General features: G+C 39.6%; 20 protein-coding genes and 1 pseudogene. 3 read left to right on the top strand and 18 right to left on the bottom strand.

Going from position 1 to position 20,554, the window contains the following annotated elements; all coding sequences use genetic code 11:
• Positions 1-13 precede the first annotated feature (13 nt).
• From STRIC_RS03835 to STRIC_RS03820, 4 genes are all read right to left on the bottom strand, one after another.
• Positions 14-1,096, bottom strand: a complete 1,083-nt coding sequence (locus STRIC_RS03835; RefSeq protein WP_162097583.1) for a hypothetical protein — start codon at positions 1,094-1,096, stop codon at positions 14-16.
• Positions 1,097-1,442: 346 nt separating this feature from the next.
• On the bottom strand, positions 1,443-2,285 hold the full coding sequence (locus tag STRIC_RS03830; RefSeq protein WP_008088371.1) for a metal ABC transporter permease: 843 nt from the start codon (positions 2,283-2,285) through the stop codon (positions 1,443-1,445).
• Positions 2,285-3,010, bottom strand: coding sequence for a metal ABC transporter ATP-binding protein (locus STRIC_RS03825; protein WP_008088243.1), 726 nt, complete (start codon positions 3,008-3,010; stop codon positions 2,285-2,287). The genes STRIC_RS03830 and STRIC_RS03825 overlap by 1 nt, the downstream gene beginning before the upstream one ends.
• Positions 3,011-3,076: 66 nt before the next feature.
• Entirely contained in the window at positions 3,077-4,009 is a 933-nt protein-coding gene (locus STRIC_RS03820; protein ID WP_008088054.1) for a metal ABC transporter substrate-binding protein, read from the bottom strand.
• 208 nt (positions 4,010-4,217) lie between these two features.
• On the opposite strand from STRIC_RS03820, the pseudogene STRIC_RS03815 reads away from it, so the two are divergent.
• Both STRIC_RS03815 and STRIC_RS03810 read left to right on the top strand, forming a co-directional pair.
• A pseudogene (locus STRIC_RS03815) lies at positions 4,218-5,242 on the top strand (IS30 family transposase).
• A 98-nt stretch (positions 5,243-5,340) separates the two neighbouring features.
• Positions 5,341-5,988 carry a metal-dependent transcriptional regulator gene (locus STRIC_RS03810; protein WP_008088126.1) on the top strand — a complete coding sequence of 216 codons (648 nt, stop codon included), beginning with the start codon at positions 5,341-5,343 and terminating at the stop codon, positions 5,986-5,988.
• 61 nt (positions 5,989-6,049) lie between these two features.
• Here STRIC_RS03810 and STRIC_RS03805 read toward each other — a convergent pair whose 3' ends face one another.
• The 5 genes from STRIC_RS03805 to STRIC_RS03785 form a co-directional block, all read right to left on the bottom strand.
• Positions 6,050-6,745, bottom strand: coding sequence for a 5'-methylthioadenosine/adenosylhomocysteine nucleosidase (locus STRIC_RS03805; RefSeq protein WP_008088608.1), 696 nt, complete (start codon positions 6,743-6,745; stop codon positions 6,050-6,052).
• Between the two features lie 14 nt (positions 6,746-6,759).
• The gene (gene macP / locus STRIC_RS03800) at positions 6,760-7,005 is read right to left on the bottom strand and encodes a cell wall synthase accessory phosphoprotein MacP (protein ID WP_008088349.1); all 246 of its coding nucleotides are present in this window, start codon (positions 7,003-7,005) and stop codon (positions 6,760-6,762) included.
• Complete coding sequence (locus STRIC_RS03795) at positions 7,006-7,560, bottom strand: NUDIX hydrolase (RefSeq protein ID WP_008088187.1); 555 nt, start codon at positions 7,558-7,560, stop codon at positions 7,006-7,008. It abuts the gene before it with no gap.
• 34 nt (positions 7,561-7,594) lie between these two features.
• Entirely contained in the window at positions 7,595-8,977 is a 1,383-nt protein-coding gene (glmU, locus tag STRIC_RS03790) for a bifunctional UDP-N-acetylglucosamine diphosphorylase/glucosamine-1-phosphate N-acetyltransferase GlmU (RefSeq protein WP_008088501.1), read from the bottom strand.
• 173 nt (positions 8,978-9,150) lie between these two features.
• On the bottom strand, positions 9,151-10,113 hold the full coding sequence (locus STRIC_RS03785) for a Gfo/Idh/MocA family protein (protein ID WP_008088587.1): 963 nt from the start codon (positions 10,111-10,113) through the stop codon (positions 9,151-9,153).
• A gap of 339 nt (positions 10,114-10,452) precedes the next feature.
• Here STRIC_RS03785 and STRIC_RS03780 point away from each other — a divergent pair, with 339 nt between their 5' ends.
• Positions 10,453-11,559, top strand: a complete 1,107-nt coding sequence (locus STRIC_RS03780) for a hypothetical protein (protein ID WP_162097582.1) — start codon at positions 10,453-10,455, stop codon at positions 11,557-11,559.
• A 46-nt stretch (positions 11,560-11,605) separates the two neighbouring features.
• On the opposite strand, the gene STRIC_RS03775 is transcribed toward STRIC_RS03780, so the two are convergent.
• The 9 genes from STRIC_RS03775 to nrdF all read right to left on the bottom strand — a co-directional run bounded on the left by STRIC_RS03775 (position 11,606) and on the right by nrdF (position 20,301).
• The gene (locus STRIC_RS03775) at positions 11,606-12,055 is read right to left on the bottom strand and encodes an ASCH domain-containing protein (protein ID WP_008088128.1); all 450 of its coding nucleotides are present in this window, start codon (positions 12,053-12,055) and stop codon (positions 11,606-11,608) included.
• A 16-nt stretch (positions 12,056-12,071) separates the two neighbouring features.
• Positions 12,072-12,770, bottom strand: a complete 699-nt coding sequence (locus tag STRIC_RS03770) for a 3-oxoacyl-ACP reductase (protein WP_008088404.1) — start codon at positions 12,768-12,770, stop codon at positions 12,072-12,074.
• Entirely contained in the window at positions 12,763-12,999 is a 237-nt protein-coding gene (locus STRIC_RS03765; protein ID WP_008088044.1) for a DUF2829 domain-containing protein, read from the bottom strand. Before STRIC_RS03765 ends, STRIC_RS03770 begins: the two co-directional genes overlap by 8 nt.
• 101 nt (positions 13,000-13,100) lie before the next feature.
• Positions 13,101-13,715 carry a L,D-transpeptidase gene (locus STRIC_RS03760; RefSeq protein ID WP_008088149.1) on the bottom strand — a complete coding sequence of 205 codons (615 nt, stop codon included), beginning with the start codon at positions 13,713-13,715 and terminating at the stop codon, positions 13,101-13,103.
• 99 nt (positions 13,716-13,814) lie between these two features.
• Positions 13,815-15,158, bottom strand: a complete 1,344-nt coding sequence (brnQ, locus tag STRIC_RS03755) for a branched-chain amino acid transport system II carrier protein (protein WP_008088612.1) — start codon at positions 15,156-15,158, stop codon at positions 13,815-13,817.
• A gap of 348 nt (positions 15,159-15,506) precedes the next feature.
• Positions 15,507-16,612, bottom strand: a protein-coding gene (locus tag STRIC_RS03750; RefSeq protein ID WP_156033570.1) for an IS3 family transposase whose coding sequence is annotated in 2 segments (ribosomal slippage) — positions 15,507-16,336 and positions 16,336-16,612 — 1,107 coding nt in all. Because the reading frame shifts where the segments join, the coding sequence is not laid out codon by codon here.
• A gap of 51 nt (positions 16,613-16,663) precedes the next feature.
• The gene (gene nrdE, locus STRIC_RS03740; protein WP_008088055.1) at positions 16,664-18,838 is read right to left on the bottom strand and encodes a class 1b ribonucleoside-diphosphate reductase subunit alpha; all 2,175 of its coding nucleotides are present in this window, start codon (positions 18,836-18,838) and stop codon (positions 16,664-16,666) included.
• Positions 18,839-18,863: 25 nt separating this feature from the next.
• Positions 18,864-19,283, bottom strand: a complete 420-nt coding sequence (gene nrdI / locus STRIC_RS03735) for a class Ib ribonucleoside-diphosphate reductase assembly flavoprotein NrdI (protein WP_050897385.1) — start codon at positions 19,281-19,283, stop codon at positions 18,864-18,866.
• A 4-nt stretch (positions 19,284-19,287) separates the two neighbouring features.
• Positions 19,288-20,301: a class 1b ribonucleoside-diphosphate reductase subunit beta gene (gene nrdF, locus STRIC_RS03730; RefSeq protein WP_008088352.1), complete on the bottom strand. Its 1,014-nt coding sequence runs from the start codon at positions 20,299-20,301 to the stop codon at positions 19,288-19,290.
• Positions 20,302-20,554: the final 253 nt, after the last annotated feature.

Here is a 20,554-nt window from a genome sequence, read left to right as displayed (position 1 = left end):
TTATATTTCCATTCTAGATTTTTTTTGAAATGTTTCTAGCTTGATTTATTCGATTTCTCTCTTCCTCTACCTTAATTTGATCTTCATAAATACTTCTATCATCATTTGGAATATCTTTATACTCATTAAGAATATATTGTAAATTCTTTAGTTTTTCCTCGGCAATCTTTAAATTAGGAATTTCTTCAGCAAAAATTAAACAGTTTTCAATAAAATAAACATTATCAATTACAGATTCTTTTACATCAGAAACTTCATACGGGGAAACATCTGTACTTTTTTTATTCTGATCTAAAATCATATTAAATTTAAGAGAGAGCTCCTCGCTTTTTTCATTCTCTCCATCAGATATAATTTTCTTTATCTCATCAGATATTTTTACAATTTCTTTTATTTTATCAAAGTATTTTTTCTTTGTTTCCGTACTTTTTGAATTAATTTCATTTCTTACTGGTGATAAATAAAAACGTAGATAATCAGTATAAAACATATCATAGTAACCATTTGTTATTATTGATTTAAATTCACTAATGTCATTGTTTACTATCTCGGAATAAACCGGATATGATATAAGATTATTATTTTTAGACTGAACATTTATAATTTCTTTTGCAGTCTCTCTCAACTGTATATCTAACAACTCTCTCATTTTATTGTATTGATTTAAAGTTATTTTAGACAATTTATAAATATATGTTTTTTCGATTCTATCTTCTTCTCTTATTCTCTTTATTTCATTCTCTTCTATTATACTTAATTTTCTTGTATTTAAAAATGTATCAATACCTGCCACAATATTTTCTAGCTTCTCCGTAATTGCACTATATTCAAAATCTATAAATTCTTCTTTAGTAATTAAATAACGCATAAGATCAAGTTTTTTAATAATATTCGGTGCTAATTCTTCAGCTCGTTGCAAGCCCATCATAGGGGCTTTACCATTTTCTGGATTTTTTAAGATATTATCATATTCTTCAACAGCTCTCTTATAATCTTTCACCACCGCTCCTACTGGCTGTGCGACTCCTAATGCTGTGCTGGCCAATCCTAAGATGGCTAATGATTTTAAAAACTTCTTATTCATTTTCTCTCTCACTTTTATTTTAATTTTTCTGCCCTAAAATTAAGACAACGAAGTTCATTTTAAGTTAAAAAATAATCTTGTCAACACTTTTATTTTAATATTTTTAAGCAAATGATTAAAAAATTGGATTATTTATGTTAATTGGTTAAGTATATACAGCTATTTATTCGCTTAAATCCGCCTTCTTTTGTCTTTTTAGCATTTTCATTTTATTAAGATAAATGAGAGATGTATAGTCATGCAAAGAAAATAAGTTGAAACTTTTTTGAAATTTTATTTTAAGCTTCTCACATTTTTCTTTTAAAAATAAAAAAACCCACCTGATGGTGGATTTTTTTGAGTTTCTAAGGACGTGGTTTTAGTCTTTGAGCTTCTTTTTCTTGAGGTAACCTTGCTTGGGTGAGATAAAAAAGCTGATTAAAAAGAGGATAGCTGAGATCAAAACGATGCTTGATCCTGCCGCGATATTAAAGGTATAAGCGATATAAAGACCCAAAATGGACGTCCCAGCCCCTAAGCAAGAGGAAATCAAAAGCATGGTCTTTAGGCTGTTGGCATAAAGGTAAGCCGTGGCAGCTGGTGTAATCAGCATGGCCACAATGAGAATAGTCCCCACACTTTGCATAGCCGTCACGGATACTAGGGTCAATAGAATCATCAAGAGATAATGATAAGCATTGACATTCATGCCCATGGATTTAGCTAAAATAGGGTCAAAGGAGGTGATTAACAATTCCTTAAAGAAGAGAACGATGACCGCTAGGACAAGGATAGAAACCACGATGGTAATCCACTTGTCGCTGTCTTGCACCGCTAAAATATTCCCAAAAAGGATATGAAAGAGGTCTGTGGAACTATTGGCCACTCCAATCAGAATGACCCCTAAGGCTAGAAAGGAGCTAAAGGTGATACCTATGGCGGTGTCCCCTTTGATGACCGAGTTTTCCTTGATGTAGGTGATGATAACAGAGGCCAAGAGCCCAAAGACAATAGCCCCCACAAAGAAGTTAATGCCTAAAATAAAGGAAAGAGCAACCCCAGGCAAGACCGCATGTGAGATAGCATCTCCCATCAGCGACATGGAGCGCAAGATGATAAAACAGCCAACCGCTCCTGAGACAAAACCGATGACAATAGCTGTCACTAGAGCATTTTGCAAGAAGTGATAGGTCATGAGGCTATGGAAAAATTTTAAAAACATTAGCGAGCCTCCTTTCCTAAGATGAGGTTTTGACCATAAGCTTTAGAGAGGGTTTCGACATTAAAGGTTTCACCTACGGTACCATAGGCAATGAGTTCTTTATTTAAGACCAGAAGCTTATCAAAGTAATATTCTACCTTACTGAGGTCATGATGGACAATTAAGATAGTTTTGCCAGCTTCTTTGAGCCCTTTTAGCAAGTCAACGATAATCTTTTCACTGACTGAGTCAATGCCCACAAAGGGCTCATCTAAAAAGATATAGTCTGATTCTTGAATCAAGCATCTAGCTACTAGCATGCGCTGGAACTGACCTCCAGATAGAGACTTGATAGGACGGTCTCCGTAACCTTCTAGTCCTACCTCTTTTAAGTGTTTATCGACTTTAGCCATTTCTTTTTTGCCAACGGGACGAAAAAGCCCTAACTTGGTGTAAGTTCCAAGAGCGATACACTCTTTGACCGTGATCGGAAAGTTAAAGTCAATCATGCTTCGCTGCTCCACATAGGCTACGGTGTGTCCGAGCTTGCGACCCTCTTTGTCATCCACGGTCACTTGACCGCTATAATCAATCAGATTTAAGATGGCTTTCATAAAAGTTGATTTTCCTGCTCCATTTGGACCGATAATGCCTACAATCGCTGGTCCTTGAATTTGGATATTAATATTATCCAATGCTTTTTGGCTGCCGTCGTAAGTGACCGACAGGTTTTTGGTTATAATCACATTTCCCTCCTGATAACAAACAAAAGAAAGCACAGCACTAAAAAGTTGATGTGCTTTGATCTTATCTTATTTGGCTAGGCCTTCTGAAATTTTGTCAAGATTCCATTTCATCATGGCATAGTAGCTATCACCATCTTCACCTTTTTTAGCGACTGAATCGGTGAAGATTTCAGCGTAGATTGGGATACCACTGTCTTTTGCGACAGATTTCATAGGACGTTTGTCCACACTAGACTCTACAAAGAGAGCAGATGGTCTTGTCACTTTGAGTTTTTCAATCAATGATGAAATTTGATCTGGTGTTCCTTCTTCTTCTGTGTTGATTTCCCAGATGTATGCTGAAGGGACTTGATAAGCTTTTGAGAAGTACTTGAAGCAACCTTCACTGGTTACGATGAGTTTTTTAGCATCATCGATGGCATCAAATTTTGATTTTGCTTCTTTATCTAAGCTTTCCAATTTAGCCACGTAGGTTTTTAAGTTTTTCTCGTAAGTGTCCTTATTCTTAGGATCTTTAGCAATCAATTGTTTGGCGATATTTTTTGAGTAGATGATACCATTTTCAAGGTTCAACCAAGCATGTGGGTCTTCCTTACCTTTTTCGCTTTCACCTTCTAGGTAAATGACATCAATCCCGTCTGATACCGCAAAGTAATCTTTGTTTTTTTGCTTTTTAGCATTTTTAACCAGTTTGGTGAACCAAGCTTGACCACCGTCTTCTAGGTTAATACCGTTATAGAAAATCAAATCAGCTGAACTGGTTTTTTCAACATCTTCTGGTAGTGGCTCATACTCATGTGGGTCTTTGCCAATGGGTACGATGCTGTGCAGATCAATCTTGTCACCAGCAATGTTTTTAGTCATGTCAGCAATAATCGAATTGGTTACCACTACTTTGAGTTTGTCACTTTTAGCACTCTTGTCGCCAGCATTGCCACAAGCTACTAAAAGAAAGACTGATAAAATAGCCCCAAGAATCAGGCTTAGTTTCTTTCTCATCACTTATCTCCTTAAGATATGTTATGTATTTAATTAAGTATAGTTAATTATGGTATAAGGATATCTTTTTTTCAGTTTTTTGTCAAGATTTTTTCCTATTTATTTGTTATAATATATAATACCCGCGTTGTAAAATGAAGTGCAACAAAAAAGACATGTTCGTCTGATATACTAGAATTCCCCAATTCAGTATGGAAAGCAGATGAACATGTCCAACATTAATTCTACCAGAAAATCATCCTATTCTCATCTTTCAGCCACAGAACGGGGTGAAATTGCTGCTTATCTTAAAATGGGAAAGAAACCCGCTGAGATTGCTCGACTCTTGGGTCGTCACCGTTCTACAATCTGCCGAGAAATAAAACGTGGTTCAGTAGAACAGGTAAAGGATAAGAATGGAAAACAAACCTTCTTCAACGCCTATTTCGCTGATAGTGGGCAACGTGTCTATGAAACCAATCGTCAAAAGAGTTCTTATCTCAAGTTGAATGACTGCTCCGCTAGGTTCATTGAACAATTAGAATCTGCCTTGACGGCTAACATTCGTCTCCATAGTGTGGATAGTTTTGTTCAGACTTACAAAGTGAACCATCCTGAAGAAGTCGTCCCCTCTACCAAAACGATTTATCGTTATATCAAAGAGGGGGTATTAGCTATTAAACCAATCGATTTGCCTAAGATGGTTAGTATCAGAAAACGTTCTAAGAAAGTCATGAAGACGAATAAGAAGACTTTAGGTAAATCTATCGAAGAACGTCCAGAATATATTAATGATCGTTCTGAATTTGGGCATTAGGAGATTGATTTGGTTCTCGGCAAGAAAACCAAAGGTGAAGCTGTTATGTTGACTTTGGTAGAGCGCCAGACACGCTATGCACTAGGAGTTAAGCTAGAAGACAAGCAGTCCCAAACCATTAACCGTGCTGTCACGCATCTCATCAGTCAGTATCCTATTGCATCCATCACAGCGGATAATGGTTCTGAGTTTAGTTTACTCTCAAACTTAGAAGCTGTTGAAGTTTATTTTGCACATCCCTATTCTTCACATGAGAGAGGAAAAAACGAGAACTTCAATGGCCTCCTCAGAGAATATGTCCCTAAAGGAGTCTCACTTAATCCACTAACCTCTGAAGAACTTGACAATTATATTACTGCCATCAATGAGCGCCCAAGACGACTTCTTCAATATCAATCCTCAAAATTCCAGATGTTAAGCTATCCCGAACAGCTTAACATCTGGAACTCTAGTTATCTATGAACTGGTTGCACTTGACTTGACAACTTGCGATAATATATAATAATGATTATAAATAAGAGAAAGACTTACACTAATGACGCCTAATAAAGAAGATTATTTAAAATGTATCTATGAAATTGGAGAGCAGGGCAGCAAGATTTCAAACAAGATGGTAGCAGAACGCATGCAAGTGTCTGCTCCTGCCGTTTCAGAAATGATCAAAAAAATGATTTCACAGGGCTGGATTGTTAAAGAAAAGGCTCGCGGCTATTATTTGACTGAAAAAGGCTTGGTATTGGTTGCCAATCTCTACCGCAAACACCGCCTGATTGAAGTCTTTTTAATCAATGAACTGGGTTATAACGCTCAAGAAGTGCACCAAGAAGCCGAAGTCTTGGAACATACGGTTTCTGATACCTTTATCAACCGCTTGGATGAAACCCTCGGTTTTCCTACTTTTTGTCCGCACGGTGGTACTATTCCTAGGCAGGATCAACCATTGGTGGAGATCAACCAAACCACGCTCAATACAATTACAGAGCTAGGCAAGTATCGCCTCAGTCGTGTCCATGACCAGTTTGATTTGATTCAATATTTAGAAGCCCATCACCTTAGTATAAATACAGAGCTAGCATTAACCAAAATTGATAGCTTCGCTAAGACTTATACTATTAGTTACGGGGACAAAGAATTAATTATCCCTGAAAATATCGCCAAGCAACTTTATGTCACTGCTATTTAGGCTACAAAACAAAAACCCCTAGGAAAAATCCTAGGGGTTTTCATAATAGAGTTGTTGACTCTTACTGAGGTAAAGCCTTCAAAAAGACCATTAGGGTCTTGGCAGATTGTTTGCCTGCTTCTAGAATAAATTCGTCAAAGGTAATGTTGGCATCATGAGCTGCGGTATCACTCATAGCTCTGACCACGATAAAGGATTTGCCAGCTGCTTGCGCGGCTTGAGCAATAGCTGCGCCTTCCATTTCCACCGCCAAGACATCTGGAAAGGCTGCCTTGATAGCATCTGTCTTCTCCTGACCCGTGATAAAGCTGTCTCCAGTCGCTATCAATCCTATCTGGCTATTCGTCTTTTCTTGAGCCAAAACCTTTTGAAAAGTAGCCACAAAATCAGGATCGGCTTGGAAATAAAGGGGCTGTCTAGCCATTTGGCCATAGGCATAGCCAAAAGCGGTCACATCCACATCATGGTAGGCTAAGCGATCAGCAACCACAACATCTCCAATAGCCAATCCAGGTGCTAGAGCCCCAGCAGATCCGGTATTGATAATGGCATCTGCTTGGAAGTGATCCACTAAAATAGCTACTGTCATGGCTGACATGACTTTACCGATTCCTGACTGAACCAAAATCAGTTCATGCTGACCTAAACGGCCAGTATGATAAGTATTTGCTAAGACCTCATGGTCTTGTCTGTTTTCTAAGGCCTCTACTAGAAGAAGTAACTCTTCTTCCATTGCGGCAATAATTCCAATTTTCATCGTTCTTCCTTTTGTTAGAGATTAAAAACAGCGTAAATCAAGAAAGCAATCAAGATAAAGACAGCAATAAGGATGAGATTGAGTCGTGATTGAAATTGACTGCGCTTGGCATTTTCGATACGACGGCTCTTGTAAATACGGTCAGAGTCATCCTCTAAATGAATAATCTTGGTTTCCATATCGGCATAATCATCTGCTTCAAAGTCTTGGCCCTGCTTGGCTTTTTCGATAATATCATCTGTTAGTAAGGGTCTTCCCATTTAACGGTCACCTCCTAGGTGGAGGCCGTAATATTGGAGGGCAGTAATGGTTTTAGCATCCACAATCTTTCCTTGAGCGACCAAGTCCATACACTCCTTATAGGTCAACTCCAAGAGACTGATGACTTCGTCTTCATCTTGTGGTCTTGGAGTTTCTACTTTTATTAGGTTATTGGCTAAAAAGAGGGTAATCTTTTCATTACAAAAGCCAATAGAGGTGTAAAAGTCATAAAGCTCTTCCAAGTCGCCTTGGTAGCCTGTTTCTTCCTCCAGCTCACGCGCTGCTGCTTCTTTTTTTTCTTTAGCTTCCCCTTGTTCGAGTTTGCCAGCTGGAATCTCATAAGAAACGTCTTCAATAGCTTTTCGAAATTGCTTGACTAGGACAATCTTATCTTGGGGTGTGACAGCCAAAACAGCCACGGCTCCATTATGAAAAACCAGTTCTCTTTTGGCTTGCCCTAGGTCATTTGGTAACTGGACATCATCCACCACTACCTTGATGATATGACCGTCAAAAATTAGCTCTCGCTTCAGTGTTTTTTCTTCAAAATCCATACCTGTCCTCCTTGTCTAGACCATTTCAATAGGCTTAGTGATTCTTGCTTGGGTGATGCGGTAAACGTTTGGCATAGTCTTCTTTAGTGACTTGTCGACTTCGTCCAATTCCAATACCGTCTGCGGGTACTGATTTGGAAATGGTGGAGCCTGCTGCCGTTAAGGCACTGTCTCCAATTTCAAGTGGCGCAATTAAAGTAGAATTGCTTCCAATGAAGGCATGATCACCAACGATGGTTTTGTATTTGTTTTGCCCATCATAGTTGACGGTAATGGTTCCTGCTCCTACATTGACTTCGGCACCAATTTCCGCATTGCCGATATAAGTCAAATGACCTGCTTTACTGCCTTTTCCGATACGTGAGCCTTTAACTTCTACGAAATTCCCAATGTGAACGTCTTGGGCTAAGCTTGAACCTGGACGAAGGTGGGCGTAAGGACCTACTGTCACCCCATCACCAATCACTGAAGACTCAATCATGGAATTGGTAATAACAGCGCCTTGGCCAATCTCTGAGTCCACAATGTAAGCGCCATTGGTTAAGATGGTTTGTGAACCAATCTTGGTATGACCTTTAAGAGTAACATTGGCTTCAATAGTCACATCTGGGGCAATAGTCACATCACTGTCAATATAAGTCGCTTCAGGATTTTGGAAGGTGACCCCATTAAGCATATGTTTTTGAGTGATGCGCTGACGCATAATACCTTCTGCTGTGGCTAAGGCTAAGCGGTCATTAACCCCTAGACTTTCGTTAAAGTCTTTGAGAATGTAAGCACCCACCTTTTCTTTATTTTCCCTAAAAATAGAGATGACATCGGTCAGGTAGTACTCGCCTTGAGCATTATCTGTAGTGATGCTTTTAAGGGCTTCAAACAGGCGTTTGTTGTCAAAGACATAAGTTCCAGTATTGATTTCAGTGATTTGCTTTTCAAAATCATTGGCATCTTTTTCTTCCACAATCTTAACCACTTCACCGTGGGTATTGCGGATAATACGGCCATAACCAAAAGGATTTTCAGCTGTAGCCGTTAAAATAGTTGCCACATTTTTATGATTAATATGAAAGTCAATCAAGCTCTCAAGGCTTTCTCCTGTGATTAAAGGGGTATCTCCTGCAATCACAAGAGTATGACCTTCTAAACCAGCCAGACAGTCTTCTGCCATCATGACCGCATGACCTGTTCCGAGTTGTTCATTTTGGAGGACAAAGTCTGAACGCTCAGCTAAAACCGCTTCAACCATCTCTGCCTTATGCCCAATCACAGTAACTTTTTTTTCTGGGGCAATAGCTTGCACACTGCGAAAGACATGCTCAACCATGCTAAGTCCTGAGACTTGATGTAAGACTTTTGGTAAATCTGATTTCATGCGAGTTCCTTTACCCGCTGCTAAAATAATAGCGTAATTTGTCATAAACAATTTCCTCTAATGATTTCGTATTCTATAAAATGCTATTCCATTATAGCATAAATGGCTTGATTTTGCAGAAGCGACTGGTAAGCTTATCCGACAAACTCCTCAAAAAAGCGACAAGCAAAAAGCTGATGACAGTCATCTGTCACCAGCTTCTTTTTAATAGGATAAGGTTAAAGTGCTTTAGCAGCTTCTTCTAAGACAGCCATAACCTCTCTGCTATGCTCAAGCGCTTTGGCGCTAGCTGCTGTATCCGCTCCATCAATAATATCTTTGAAGGCAATGAATTCCTCATACATGCGGTGACTGTGTTGGTTGTGGTTCACCACAACTTCTTCTTGTCCTCGAATAGCTAAAGCTACTTCTGGTAGGGTATTGGTTCCACCAAAAATGGTTAGGGTTCCCTTATTGCCTTGAATAGTCGAGCGAATAGCTTCGCTACAATCTTTAGCTCCGATACAAGAGACTTTGAAATCTGGGTAGTCCATCATCAGAATGCCTGAAGTGTCCACACCGTTTTCCACATTTGGCAAATAATGAACCTTTTCAGGTTGTCCAAACAAACCAACCACCAAGTGGATATTGTAGATATTCAAATCCCTAAGAGCGCCTCCGCCTTTAGCAGGATCAAAAGCTGGCGCAATTTTGCCCTCTTTAAAGGCATCATAGCGTGACGAATATTGGGAGTAATTACAATCCACAATTTTGATGTCACCTAGATCAGCCAGATGTTCTTTGAGATAGAGGCTATTGCCTAAGTATTGGTTGGTGATGGCTTCTAAAAGCATGAGTCCTTTTTTCTCAGCAAGGGCAATCAAGTCATCCAACTCAGCCAAGGTCATGGTAAATGGCTTTTCACAAATAACATGTTTCCCGGATTCCAACGCTTTTTTAGCCCCTTCATAGTGCAGGTGATTAGGGGTAGCAATGTAAACCGTGTCAATAGCTTCCTGGTCAAGCACCTCTTCATAACTACTGCTAGCCTGATCAATCCCAAAAGCCTCAGCCAAGGCTTCAGCCTTGTCAATGCTCCTAGGCGTCGATACGATGGATACCAAGTCAATGCCATCAATCTCTTTCAAGACAGGCAAGACATCCTCCACAATCATTCCTGTTCCAAGTATCGCTAATTTCATAGGTATCTCCTTTATACTTCTCAAGTAAGTCAAATACTTGAGTAACGTGATTATCATAAGGTTCTTTATTATTTTATCACACCCTAGGGCCATAACCCATTTTAAAACACTAGAACATGGACTTATTTAATACTTTAGCTTAAGTGTCATTTGACAAGCTCTACTCTTTATCTTTTGAGAAATCGCAAGGATTGAGATGAGATATTGACACGTTTTTGGAAATATGCTAGCTTTAGTTTAGGTAAAACGTTTTCATTTTTATTGATTTTATTAATATTGTTAGAGGAGTCCTTGATATTGAGCAAATACAAAAGATCTCTAGTCATCGTGTTGACTTGTTTGATAGGTTTATTAATCTTTTTAGTAAGCCAAAAATCATTCCTTAGTAATGCTCCAAAAGACTTCAGCCTTTCATCTAAGGCAGACCTCTATATTGTCAAACGTCATAGTATTAGTGGATTCAAGTTAACAAAACAAAGAGCTGAGCAAATTGTTGAGACTAAGCTCCCCGTCATCAAAGGACAAGTCAATACAGCTGTGCCAGCTCGCACAATTGCTAATCGTTACTTACTCTTTTCAGAAGAAGGTCCCCCGCTTGGCATTGAAGGAAAAGTGATTTCTATTGATTTTTTAGAGGGCAAACTAAGACAATTTAAGACAAAAGATTATGCCTACTCTTCTTCTGGCGCTAGCAAATCCTACTATTTCAGTTCGAAGGCAAGTTCGGAAGGTACTTTTTTGGCGGTTTTTGACAAAGACTTAAAGCAAAAAGATCATTTTATTTTTAAAGATTCTCTCTTTATCAATAACTTTTCCATCAGCGGTCAATCTCTTTACTTTACCAGTGTTAAAGCTGTAAAAGGTGGCTATCAACCCTTCTTAGTAAATGTCACCATAAGCCCAGAAGGCAAGCTAACTCTGAAAAGCCAAGAACCTCTTTTGAATGACCCAGATTATAACTACTCTTTTGGTGGTAGCCTCTTAAAGCAAAATGATTTTTATGCTGTGGTAAATGGTGTCAGACATAAAACTAGCAAGGAAAAATTTCCTGCCAAGGAACTGTTCCATTATCACTTAAGTTCCAAGAAAAAAGAACTTATCCCTCTAAGCGATATCGCCCCTTTTACTATTTTCGATTTAGACAAAGACTATCTGGCTATCGAACATGAAAGCAACGACCTTGGAAAACTTGGATTCAGTCTCTTTAATACCAAAGATAAGAGTTCTTTCTTTGTAGATTTAGGGCAATTAGGGATTCCTTTTAAAAATCATCGTATTAAAGATATTCGCAGGTACGATGATAAAAGTATTCTTATTTTAGTTGGTAATACCTTATTACACTATGATATTCTGAATCGAGAGCTACAATCAAGCACTCAGCTTAGTCACAAAGAAAATGAAGCTCTTTATATTTGGGTACCAGCTAAATCATCAAAGATATCCTAAAAGGATGAGGCATCACGCCTCATCCTTTTCTTCTCTTCTTAAAGAATTATCTCTTTGTCGTTGGATAAACTACCTTAAATTCTTCTAAAACAATCATAGAATTTTGATTAAATACCAGGTTAGCAGCCTTAAAATAAGGCTCAAAGAAAACTTGATGAACTTGACGCCAAGTGTCTAGAGTCCTATCATCTTCTCCTTCTTTATAGGCATGCTCAGCTGAGACCTCATCAAAGGGTACGATAGAAACTTTGGTAAGCTGAACGATACAAACACCCTCTCCTTTGCCATTTAAAATCACATCATAAGTCCCCACTTGTGGTAAGGCTTCCTGATCAAGTTGATAGAGATCGTAAGCTGAGGCAGTAGCCGTTTTGATCCCCTTTAAGACTAAATCAGCTAATTCATCTGGCTTTGCCCCGAAGGCCCAAGCACCTACTTCATCTCCTATTTCTGGATTAATCGTCTGGTATGCTTTCCATAATTCTTCTGCTGTCATGTTAGCCTCCTTTGTCTTATTTCAAACTCCAACCGCCATCTATTTTGACAATTTCCCCTTGCATGGCGGCAGCTTTTCCTGATGCTAAAAAGAGAGTCAATTCAGCAATCTCATCAGCTTGCAACCATCGTCCGATAGGCGTTTCTGTGGCAACCCAATCTGCTAAACCGCCTGGTTCAAAGTCAGCTTTTGTCATGGCAGTCTGCACAGCACCTGGAGCAATCCCAAAGACTTGAATCCCATCCTTGGCATAATCCAAAGCTAGCTGACGAGTGAAGCCCGCTAAGGCATGCTTAGAACTAGTGTAGGCAGCTCCGCCACCTCCAGCTAAAAAGCTGGCGATAGAGCACATATTAATGATGATACCAGACTTTCTTGCTCGCATTTTAGACAAGTAATAGCGCGTAATTCGAAGATTAGCAAAAAAATTGACTTGAAAGAGGTCTTGGATAGCCTGATCACTAATCTCGAGGAGAGACTTAAAGTCATCCAATACCCCCGCTGTGTGACAGAGAACCTGCACATCTGGTGCAAAGTCAAATAAGGTTGTCAAGTCTTGCGTGATATCTAGCTGTAAAAAATGAAAAGCTCCTGATAAAGGAGGACATTCAGACCGATCAACCCCGTAAACCTCATAGACATTAGCCAAAAAGAGCTTAGCTTGGGCAAGGCCAATGCCAGATGAAACACCAGTAATCAGCACCCGCCTAGTCATGGACTTCAACCCAATCCTCAGCTAGAACATCACAAGGAGTTGGGGCCCACATGGAAAAGCCTTCCCCCTCACCAGAAACATTAATCAAGAAATAAGGTGTCACTTCAAGCGCCTGCCCGTTTTGCTCAATGGAATCAAATAACTGCACATAATTCTCAGCCCCACCCCAACCGGTACGGACATATTTTTTCTTCGCTTTTAAACCTGGTAAAATCTCTTCAAATGTCATTTCTTACCCTTTCTTCCTTAAAATTCTTCTCTTATTATACCATGGAAGTTCTTTGTTTGAGCACTTTTAGGACGGCTTCTTGCTTTATAAAATCTCATTAACTACTGGATAGTCACACTAGTGCCTTTCGGGATTGACTCATAAAACCACTTGGCATCTTCTCTAGTCATTCGGATACAGCCATGAGAAGCAGGGCTACCTAGTTTAGCTGCCTCATCTGGAAGCTCATTGCCCTCTTGATCTGTGGGAATACTATGAAAAAGGTAGATACCATGATCTTTGAAAGAGACCCAGTAAAGAGCTCCTTCACCTGAGGAGGCATTGAAGAAAAACTCTCCACGCTCCGCTTGGATATCAAAGTTCCCCTTAGGGGTAGGACTTTGGATAGCACCTGTTGACACCTTGGTTTTAAAAATAAGCTGATGGTTTGAGCTGATGCTCATCTCTTGTTTTTGCGTGGAAACCTCAATAGCTAGCTGCTCATACTGGGACAAATCAGGATAAACCTTTGGCTTATCTTCTTCCTGGATGACGTTTTCTTCCTGAGAATCTTTCTCCTTGGATGCACTAGTAGGTGTGTTTTTTTGATGTTTAGTGGTTGTTACATGTCTACTTGGCCTATTTGGTCTTGATTGATAAAAAAAGCGAAGACCTCCTATAAGCAAAACGACAGTCACTAATAAGAAGCCTAGTAATCTATAGACTATTTTTGTCATGTCTGCTTAGATTTCCTTTCTTTTGTAGTTATCCTCTTGCTATCATCCTGCTTAGTATATCAAAAAAGAGCTTTAAAGCTCTTTTAAATGGATTTCTCTTTAGACATCTTCTTCAAATTGAGCAAGGCTAAAAGCTTGTCCTTTTTGCTTATCTGGTAAAAGTAAAGCAACCAAAAGACCAATAGCAGTTGGTAGTAGCCAGCCCATAGAAATATCATGGAAAGGTAAAGCAGCCACCATACCATTTAAAGCGTCTACTTTCATCTGTGAAGCCAAGACTTCTAAGAAAGATACGAGTGTTACCAAAGCAATAGTTAAGGACATCCCTTTTTTAGATAAGGGCACAAACTTATTTAATAAAATAATCAAGACCACAACAATCACTATAGGATATAAGAGGGTTAATACCGGAACAGAGAAGGTGATAACCGTGTTTAACCCCAAGTTAGCAATGACAAAACCAACAAAGCTAAAAACAGCCGCAAATACCTTATAATTAGCAAAAGAAAAATGCTTATCAAAGAATTCAGATACCGACACAATCAAGCCAACCGTGGTGGTAAAACAAGTCAAAGTAACCATGACACTTAAAAAGAGGCTCCCTAACGGTCCAAAAAGCTGATAAGAAGCCTGAGACAAGACATAAGCTCCCTTATTGATGAATGGATCTGCTAAGACATCAGCTGGCACTGGAAACTTATTTCCTAAATAACCTAAGCCGATATAAAGAATGCTAAAGGCTAAACTAGTCACCAAACCAACTACCCATATGGTTGATAAGTATTCTTTCTTACTCTTAAAGCCAAATTGTTTCAAAGTCTCTGTAGCCACCAAGCAAAAAGCTACTGCTGCTAGGGCATCTAGGGTGTTATAACCTGCTAAAACGCCACTTCCAAAAGCTTTTCCTGCATATTCTGCACTAATTTGACTACTATCATGACTTCCATAAACGACAGCACCAATGACTACTAATAAGAGAATCAGTAATGCAAATGTCGGTGTTAATATCTTGCCGACGCTATCTAAGATACCACTTGGTCTAACGGCTAAAAAGTAGGCTGCCGCAAAAAAGAAAGCTGAAAAGATAAAAAGCGCTAACCAACTATGGCCAATCATAGGACTCAATCCAACCTCAAAAGAAACAGAGGCTGTCCTTGGAATAGCAAATAAAGGTCCGATAGTTAAGTATAAGACCACTAAAAAAGTCAAGGCAAACCAAGAACTAAATTTCTGAGTCATTTCTTCTTTGTAACCACCATTAGTCAGTGTACCAAGTAGGAGAGTTACCACAGCTAGTCCTACTCCTGACAAACAAAATCCTAAAATAGCAGACCAAAATTTGTTGCCTGAGGCAACCCCTAATGCTGGTGGAAAAATCAGATTACCTGCTCCAAAAAAGATTCCAAATAAAAGCAGACCCGTTAAAAATCCCTTCTTAAGCATAAGTTACCACTGTGCAAGTAAATGATTGCACCCTTTCTTTATATCGTTTTCCAAACCAACTCATAACAAGAGCTAATAACCTGTTTGAAACACGTTTTTAACCCTTTCTTGGATTAGTTGTTTTTTATTATAGCAAAATTTTGAAAATCTATAGATTTTCAAAATTTTCTGATTATTCTTTCTATTTATTTTTAATCCCTCTTAAAAGTCCTAGGAAATGTTTCCTAGGACTGGGATTTAGCTTTAAAAAGTTAAGGTGACAGCTATGCCCTTTCAACTCTTATATCATACACGACTGACTGAAAAGGCAACACTTTTCTGTACAACATTTATAAAGTGCTTTTTTCTTTAAGCAATTAATCTCCATGTCATGGGTGTCTGGTAGTTGAGACTGCCATGAATGCGATGGTAATTCCACCAGTGCACATAATCTTTCGTTTTAAGGATTAATTCTTCCAGTGACTGAAAGGTTTCTTGATGAATAAATTCAATTTTGAAAGCGCGATAGGTGCTCTCAGCTACCGCATTGTCATAGGGACAGCCTGCTTGGCTTAGAGAACGATTGATTCCAAAAGCTTCCAACATGTCATCAATCAGCTGATTATCAAACTCCTTCCCACGATCAGAATGGAAGATCTTGACCTTGGTCAGAGCGTAAGGGATGCTCTGAATCGCTTGTTTAACCAATTCGGCGGTCTTATGCCAACCAACTGACAAACCGATGATTTCACGATTGAAGAGATCAATAATCAAGCAAACATAAGCCCAGCTATTACCGACACGAACGTAGGTTAAGTCTGTTACTAAAGCATTTAGAGGCTTTTCTTGATGAAATTGTCTGGCTAAGTGATTAGGAATAGCTGCCACATTCTTCCCTTTTGAATGTGGCTTGAAGGCTGCTTTCTGATAAACGGATACTAAGTTGAGTTTGTGCATGATGCGACGAATCCGACGACGAGACAGCTGGATGCCTTCATTTTCCAAACATTTCTTGATTTTCCTAGCCCCGTATCTGGCCTTACTTTCGAGAAAAATAGCTTTGATATTTTCTTCAAGTTCCGCTTCAGAGACTGGTTTAACAGCCTTGTAGTAATAGCTAGAACGAGGAATGTTCAACCAACGACACATGGCTGAAATGCTATATTTGTCTTTATTAGCAGTGATTACTTCTCTTTTCGTGCCATAATCACCGCCGCTTGCTTTAGGATATCTAACTGCATTTCGAGTTCTTTATTACGCTTTCGGAGTTCAATCAGTTCACGCTGCTCATCTGTAAGATTATCAATAGTTTTAAAGGAACCAGTTGTTTTAGCCTGACGTACCCACTTATCGAAGGTTGATGGGGTTAACTCATATTCTTTGATAAGCTCACTTCGTTTCATCCCTGCATTGTGAAGGTCAACGATTTGTTGCTTAAAGTCATCGGTGAAGTGGCGACGTATTTTTCTAGACATAATATTCTCCTATTTTCTTTAGTGTAGAACACTTTATAAATTCTGTCTAGTTTAGTGTAACCTATTCAGACAGAGCTCTGCTGAGGTGTCACCGCTTGTATGAGCCAAAAGCGTATCTTCTTCGTAGTGCTCACTGCCTTCTAGAATCTCCTGACGCACACGGACATAATAAATCGAGGCACATTTTAACTTAAAGGCTTGAATATAGGCCTTGTTGAGGTCACGAGTGGTGGCCTTGTCAGTCATAAAGAGGGTCAAGGAGATAGCCTGATCCACATGCTTTTGGGCTGCGGCCGCAATGGCAATAATAGGTTCTGGCCCTATCTCATAGGCTCCTCTTTCATAATAAGGATAATTTTGGGATGAAATCTCATAAGCAGGAACGTAGATTCTTCCTAAGGTGCCTTCTTTTCGTACTTCTAATGGCGCCACCACAGGCTGAAGACTAGGGGTACAAGAAGATAGGTAACTAATAGAGCCTGTTGGGGCAATAGCTAGTAAATGGGCATTGGCAATGCCGTCTTTTTGTATCTCTGAAACCAAGGCTTGCCAATCAACCAAACTAGGTATTCTAAAGCCATAATCCTTAAGCAGAGCTGCGACTCTTAACGTTTTTGGCTTAGCTTCTTCTTTAAGGTAGTTCTCAAAATAAGAAGCATCAGCATAGCGAGACTCTTCAAAACCGACAAAAGCGCCCAGCTCTTTAGCCAGTTGATGAGAGGCTTTAAAGGCATAGTAAGCGACGGTGTGAAAGAAGATATCAGTGAAGTCCAGGGCTTCTTTGGAATCGTAATAAATGTGATTGGTGGCTAAGAAGCCATGAAGGTTCATGGCACCAAGTCCGATGGCATGATTGTTGGCATTGCCCTTTTCAATCGATGGGGTACAAGATAAATCAGACAAGTGCGACACTTGATCTAAGGCTCTGACGCTCCTTGCGATGATGGTCTCTATGTCACTTGCCGCTTTCATGACCTCAGCGATATTAAGTGAACCTAGGTTACAGCAAATGTCCTCTCCCATGCTCTCAAAGGACAAATCATCAGCAAAGGTACTTGCTGTGCTAACCTGAGCAATCTCTGAACAGAGGTTTGACATGACAATACGCCCTTTTTTAGGGTGAGGGTTGCGGGCATTGACCGTATCATCAAAAAGCATGTAAGGATAGCCCGATTCAAAGTGCAGTTCTGCGATTAATTGAAAGAGTTTTCTAGCGCTAATATAAGTCTTAGAAATCTCCGGATTAGCCACGAGGTTATCATACTCAGCTGTGATAGAAATATCGGACATATCTTTGCCATAGACGCGCTTAATATCATAAGGGGAAAAGAGAGCCATGTCTTTATTGTCTTTAGCCAGTTGGAAGGTAATATCTGGGATAACTAATCCTAAAGCTAGAGACTTGATGCAGATTTTTTCGTCAGCATTTTCACGTTTGGTGTCTAAGAAGGTCAAGATTTCTTTGTGGTGGACATTGAGATAAACGGCTCCTGCACCTTGCCTTTGTCCCAACTGATTAGCATAAGAAAAAGAGTCTTCTAGCAATTTCATGACTGGAACAATGCCTGTCGCTTGGTTTTCAATGCCCTTTATGGGAGCGCCACTTTCTCTAAGGTTGGTTAAGCACAGAGCAACACCACCACCACGCTTTGACAACTGAAGACTAGTGCCAATGGCGCGTGAAATGGATTCCATATTGTCTTCTACCCTAAGGAGGTAACAAGAAATATACTCCCCTCGTCGTTTGCGTCCCGCATTTAGGAAGGTTGGTGTAGCTGGTTGAAACTGGCGTAAGAGCATGCTATCAATTAATCCTAGAACCCTTTTTTCCTGTCCGTTGGCTAAAAAGAGAGCATTCATAACAACTCGGTCTTCATAATGCTCCAGATAATGTTTGCCATCAAGGCTTTTAAGGGCGTGAGATTGGTAAAATTTCATGGCTCCCATCAGGTTCAAAAAATGGAAATCCTGCTGATACGCATAGGCAAAAGCCTCCAAGATAAAGGATAAGTCATACTTTTCAAATAACTTAAGATCGTAATAACCTTCTTGAATCAGGTAATCTATCTTTTCTTTTTGACTTCTAAAAGTCAAGCAATTAGGGTAAATGTCGCTATCTAAATAGGCTTGTATAGCCTTTTGATCACTATCAAAATGGTAGGTTCCGTCCTCTTTTTTGAAGCGTGTCAAGGCATTCAAAGAGAGGTAAGAAGCGTTTGTCGTCATGGTAATTCCTTTCTGTTTTAGGACCTTATTGGTCGGTGCTTACAGGTGACCCAAAGGTCTCAAAAATGCTTTTCACAAGAGTAACATCCTTTTTAGTCCCCAATAATTCAAACTGGTGCAAAAGGGGAACCTGTAACTTTTGAGCGATAATAGGCCCTGCTATGGCAAAGCTATCACCAAAATTAGTGTTGCCCGATGAGATGACTCCCTTGCAGTGGAATCGATTTTGAGGCTGATTTAAAAACTGAATAACTGGCTTCGGAACAGCTCCTCTATAATCATCACCGCCTGCGGCATAGGTAGGAACAATCAAAAGATAGTCCTTGTCTACCCTAATGGGAGAACCATCCATAGGAATACGAGTAGCTTCTCTGCCAAGCTTTGCCACAAAGCGATGGGTATTATTGGATTTGGAGGAAAAATAAACGAGTGCTAATGCTGCCATACCCTTAAAACTCCCAATCCTCATCTGCTGTTTCCTCAGTCACTCCCATGACGTAGGAAGAACCATTTCCTGAGAAGAAATCGTGGTTTTCATCAGCTCTTGCGGATAACTGGGTAAAGACTTCAGGCGCTATTTTAGTTTCTTCTTCCGAGAATGGGGAATCATAGCCTAGATTTTGTAGGAATTTCCCAGCATTGTACAAGCTAAAGCGAATGGCATCCTCTGCCAAATCAAAGCCCTGATAGAGTTCTCGTAAATAAGCCTTCTCAAGGTCAATCAGCTGGTCTAAGAGATCAAAGACAAAGGTTTTCATCTCCTCTTGTTTTTCAGGAGGTAAAGTAGTCACTTTTTGCTGATATTTATAGCCACTATAATAATTGTGGATGACCTTATCTCGCAAAATCAATCGGATAATATCAGAGGTATTTGGCATAATGCCTCTAGCTGATAGGTAAAAAGGAAGGTAAAAGCCTCCATACAAGAGAAATCCTGGCATCATAGCTGCTGCCACTTTGGATTTTAAGGGATCATCTCCTGTGTAAAAAGGAATCAAGACACGCGCACGTGCCTGCAGGCTTTCGGTTGCCACCACCCACTCATGAGCTTCTTCAATCTGCTGACTACTACAAAGGGTAGAAAAAATAGTACCGTAAGACCTTGCATGGATGCCCACCATAAAGGCAAAGTTGGTGTAAATAACCTGCTCATGGTCCGTCAAAGCATGGGGAATCTGCGCCACATCTCCCACTGTTGCTTGCACCATATCTAGAAGCGTCAAACCAGTATAAGTTCTTGTAATTAAGTCTTGCCAATCTTTTCCAAGTGAGCGCCAGGAAGGTAAATCGTTGGAGACAGGCATCTTTTCAGGGAGCCAAAAGTTTTGCGTGAGACGGTTCCAAACTTCCAAATCTTTGTCGTCATCCAGCTGGTTCCAATTGACAGATCGTAGGCATGTCTTGGTCTTGGATAAGGCGTAAGCAATTGGGGATTGGGAATTGCGGTAATAAGTTGAAGGCATGATTTCTCCTTTATCAAAAATAGTTACTCTTTCTGTCCTCTTTTAAAAAGAGGCTTAAGAAAGGTAGTCAGTCGTTTTTTTCGAGCCTCAAAAAGCTTGTATGACAAGCTTGATTTTGACCCTTAAAGATATCTTGAAAAGGCCTCTATGAGCCCTCTTCAACTGCCTTATTGACAGGACAAACCTGTTCTTTCTCACGATAGTTAAGCATGCTTAACTTTTTACAATTACCATATTAACACAAGATATAGTA

Origin of the sequence: Streptococcus ictaluri 707-05, from assembly GCF_000188015.2 — a bacterium.
GTDB lineage: Bacteria > Bacillota > Bacilli > Lactobacillales > Streptococcaceae > Streptococcus > Streptococcus ictaluri.
This window is presented reverse-complemented; position numbering and strand designations above follow the sequence as displayed.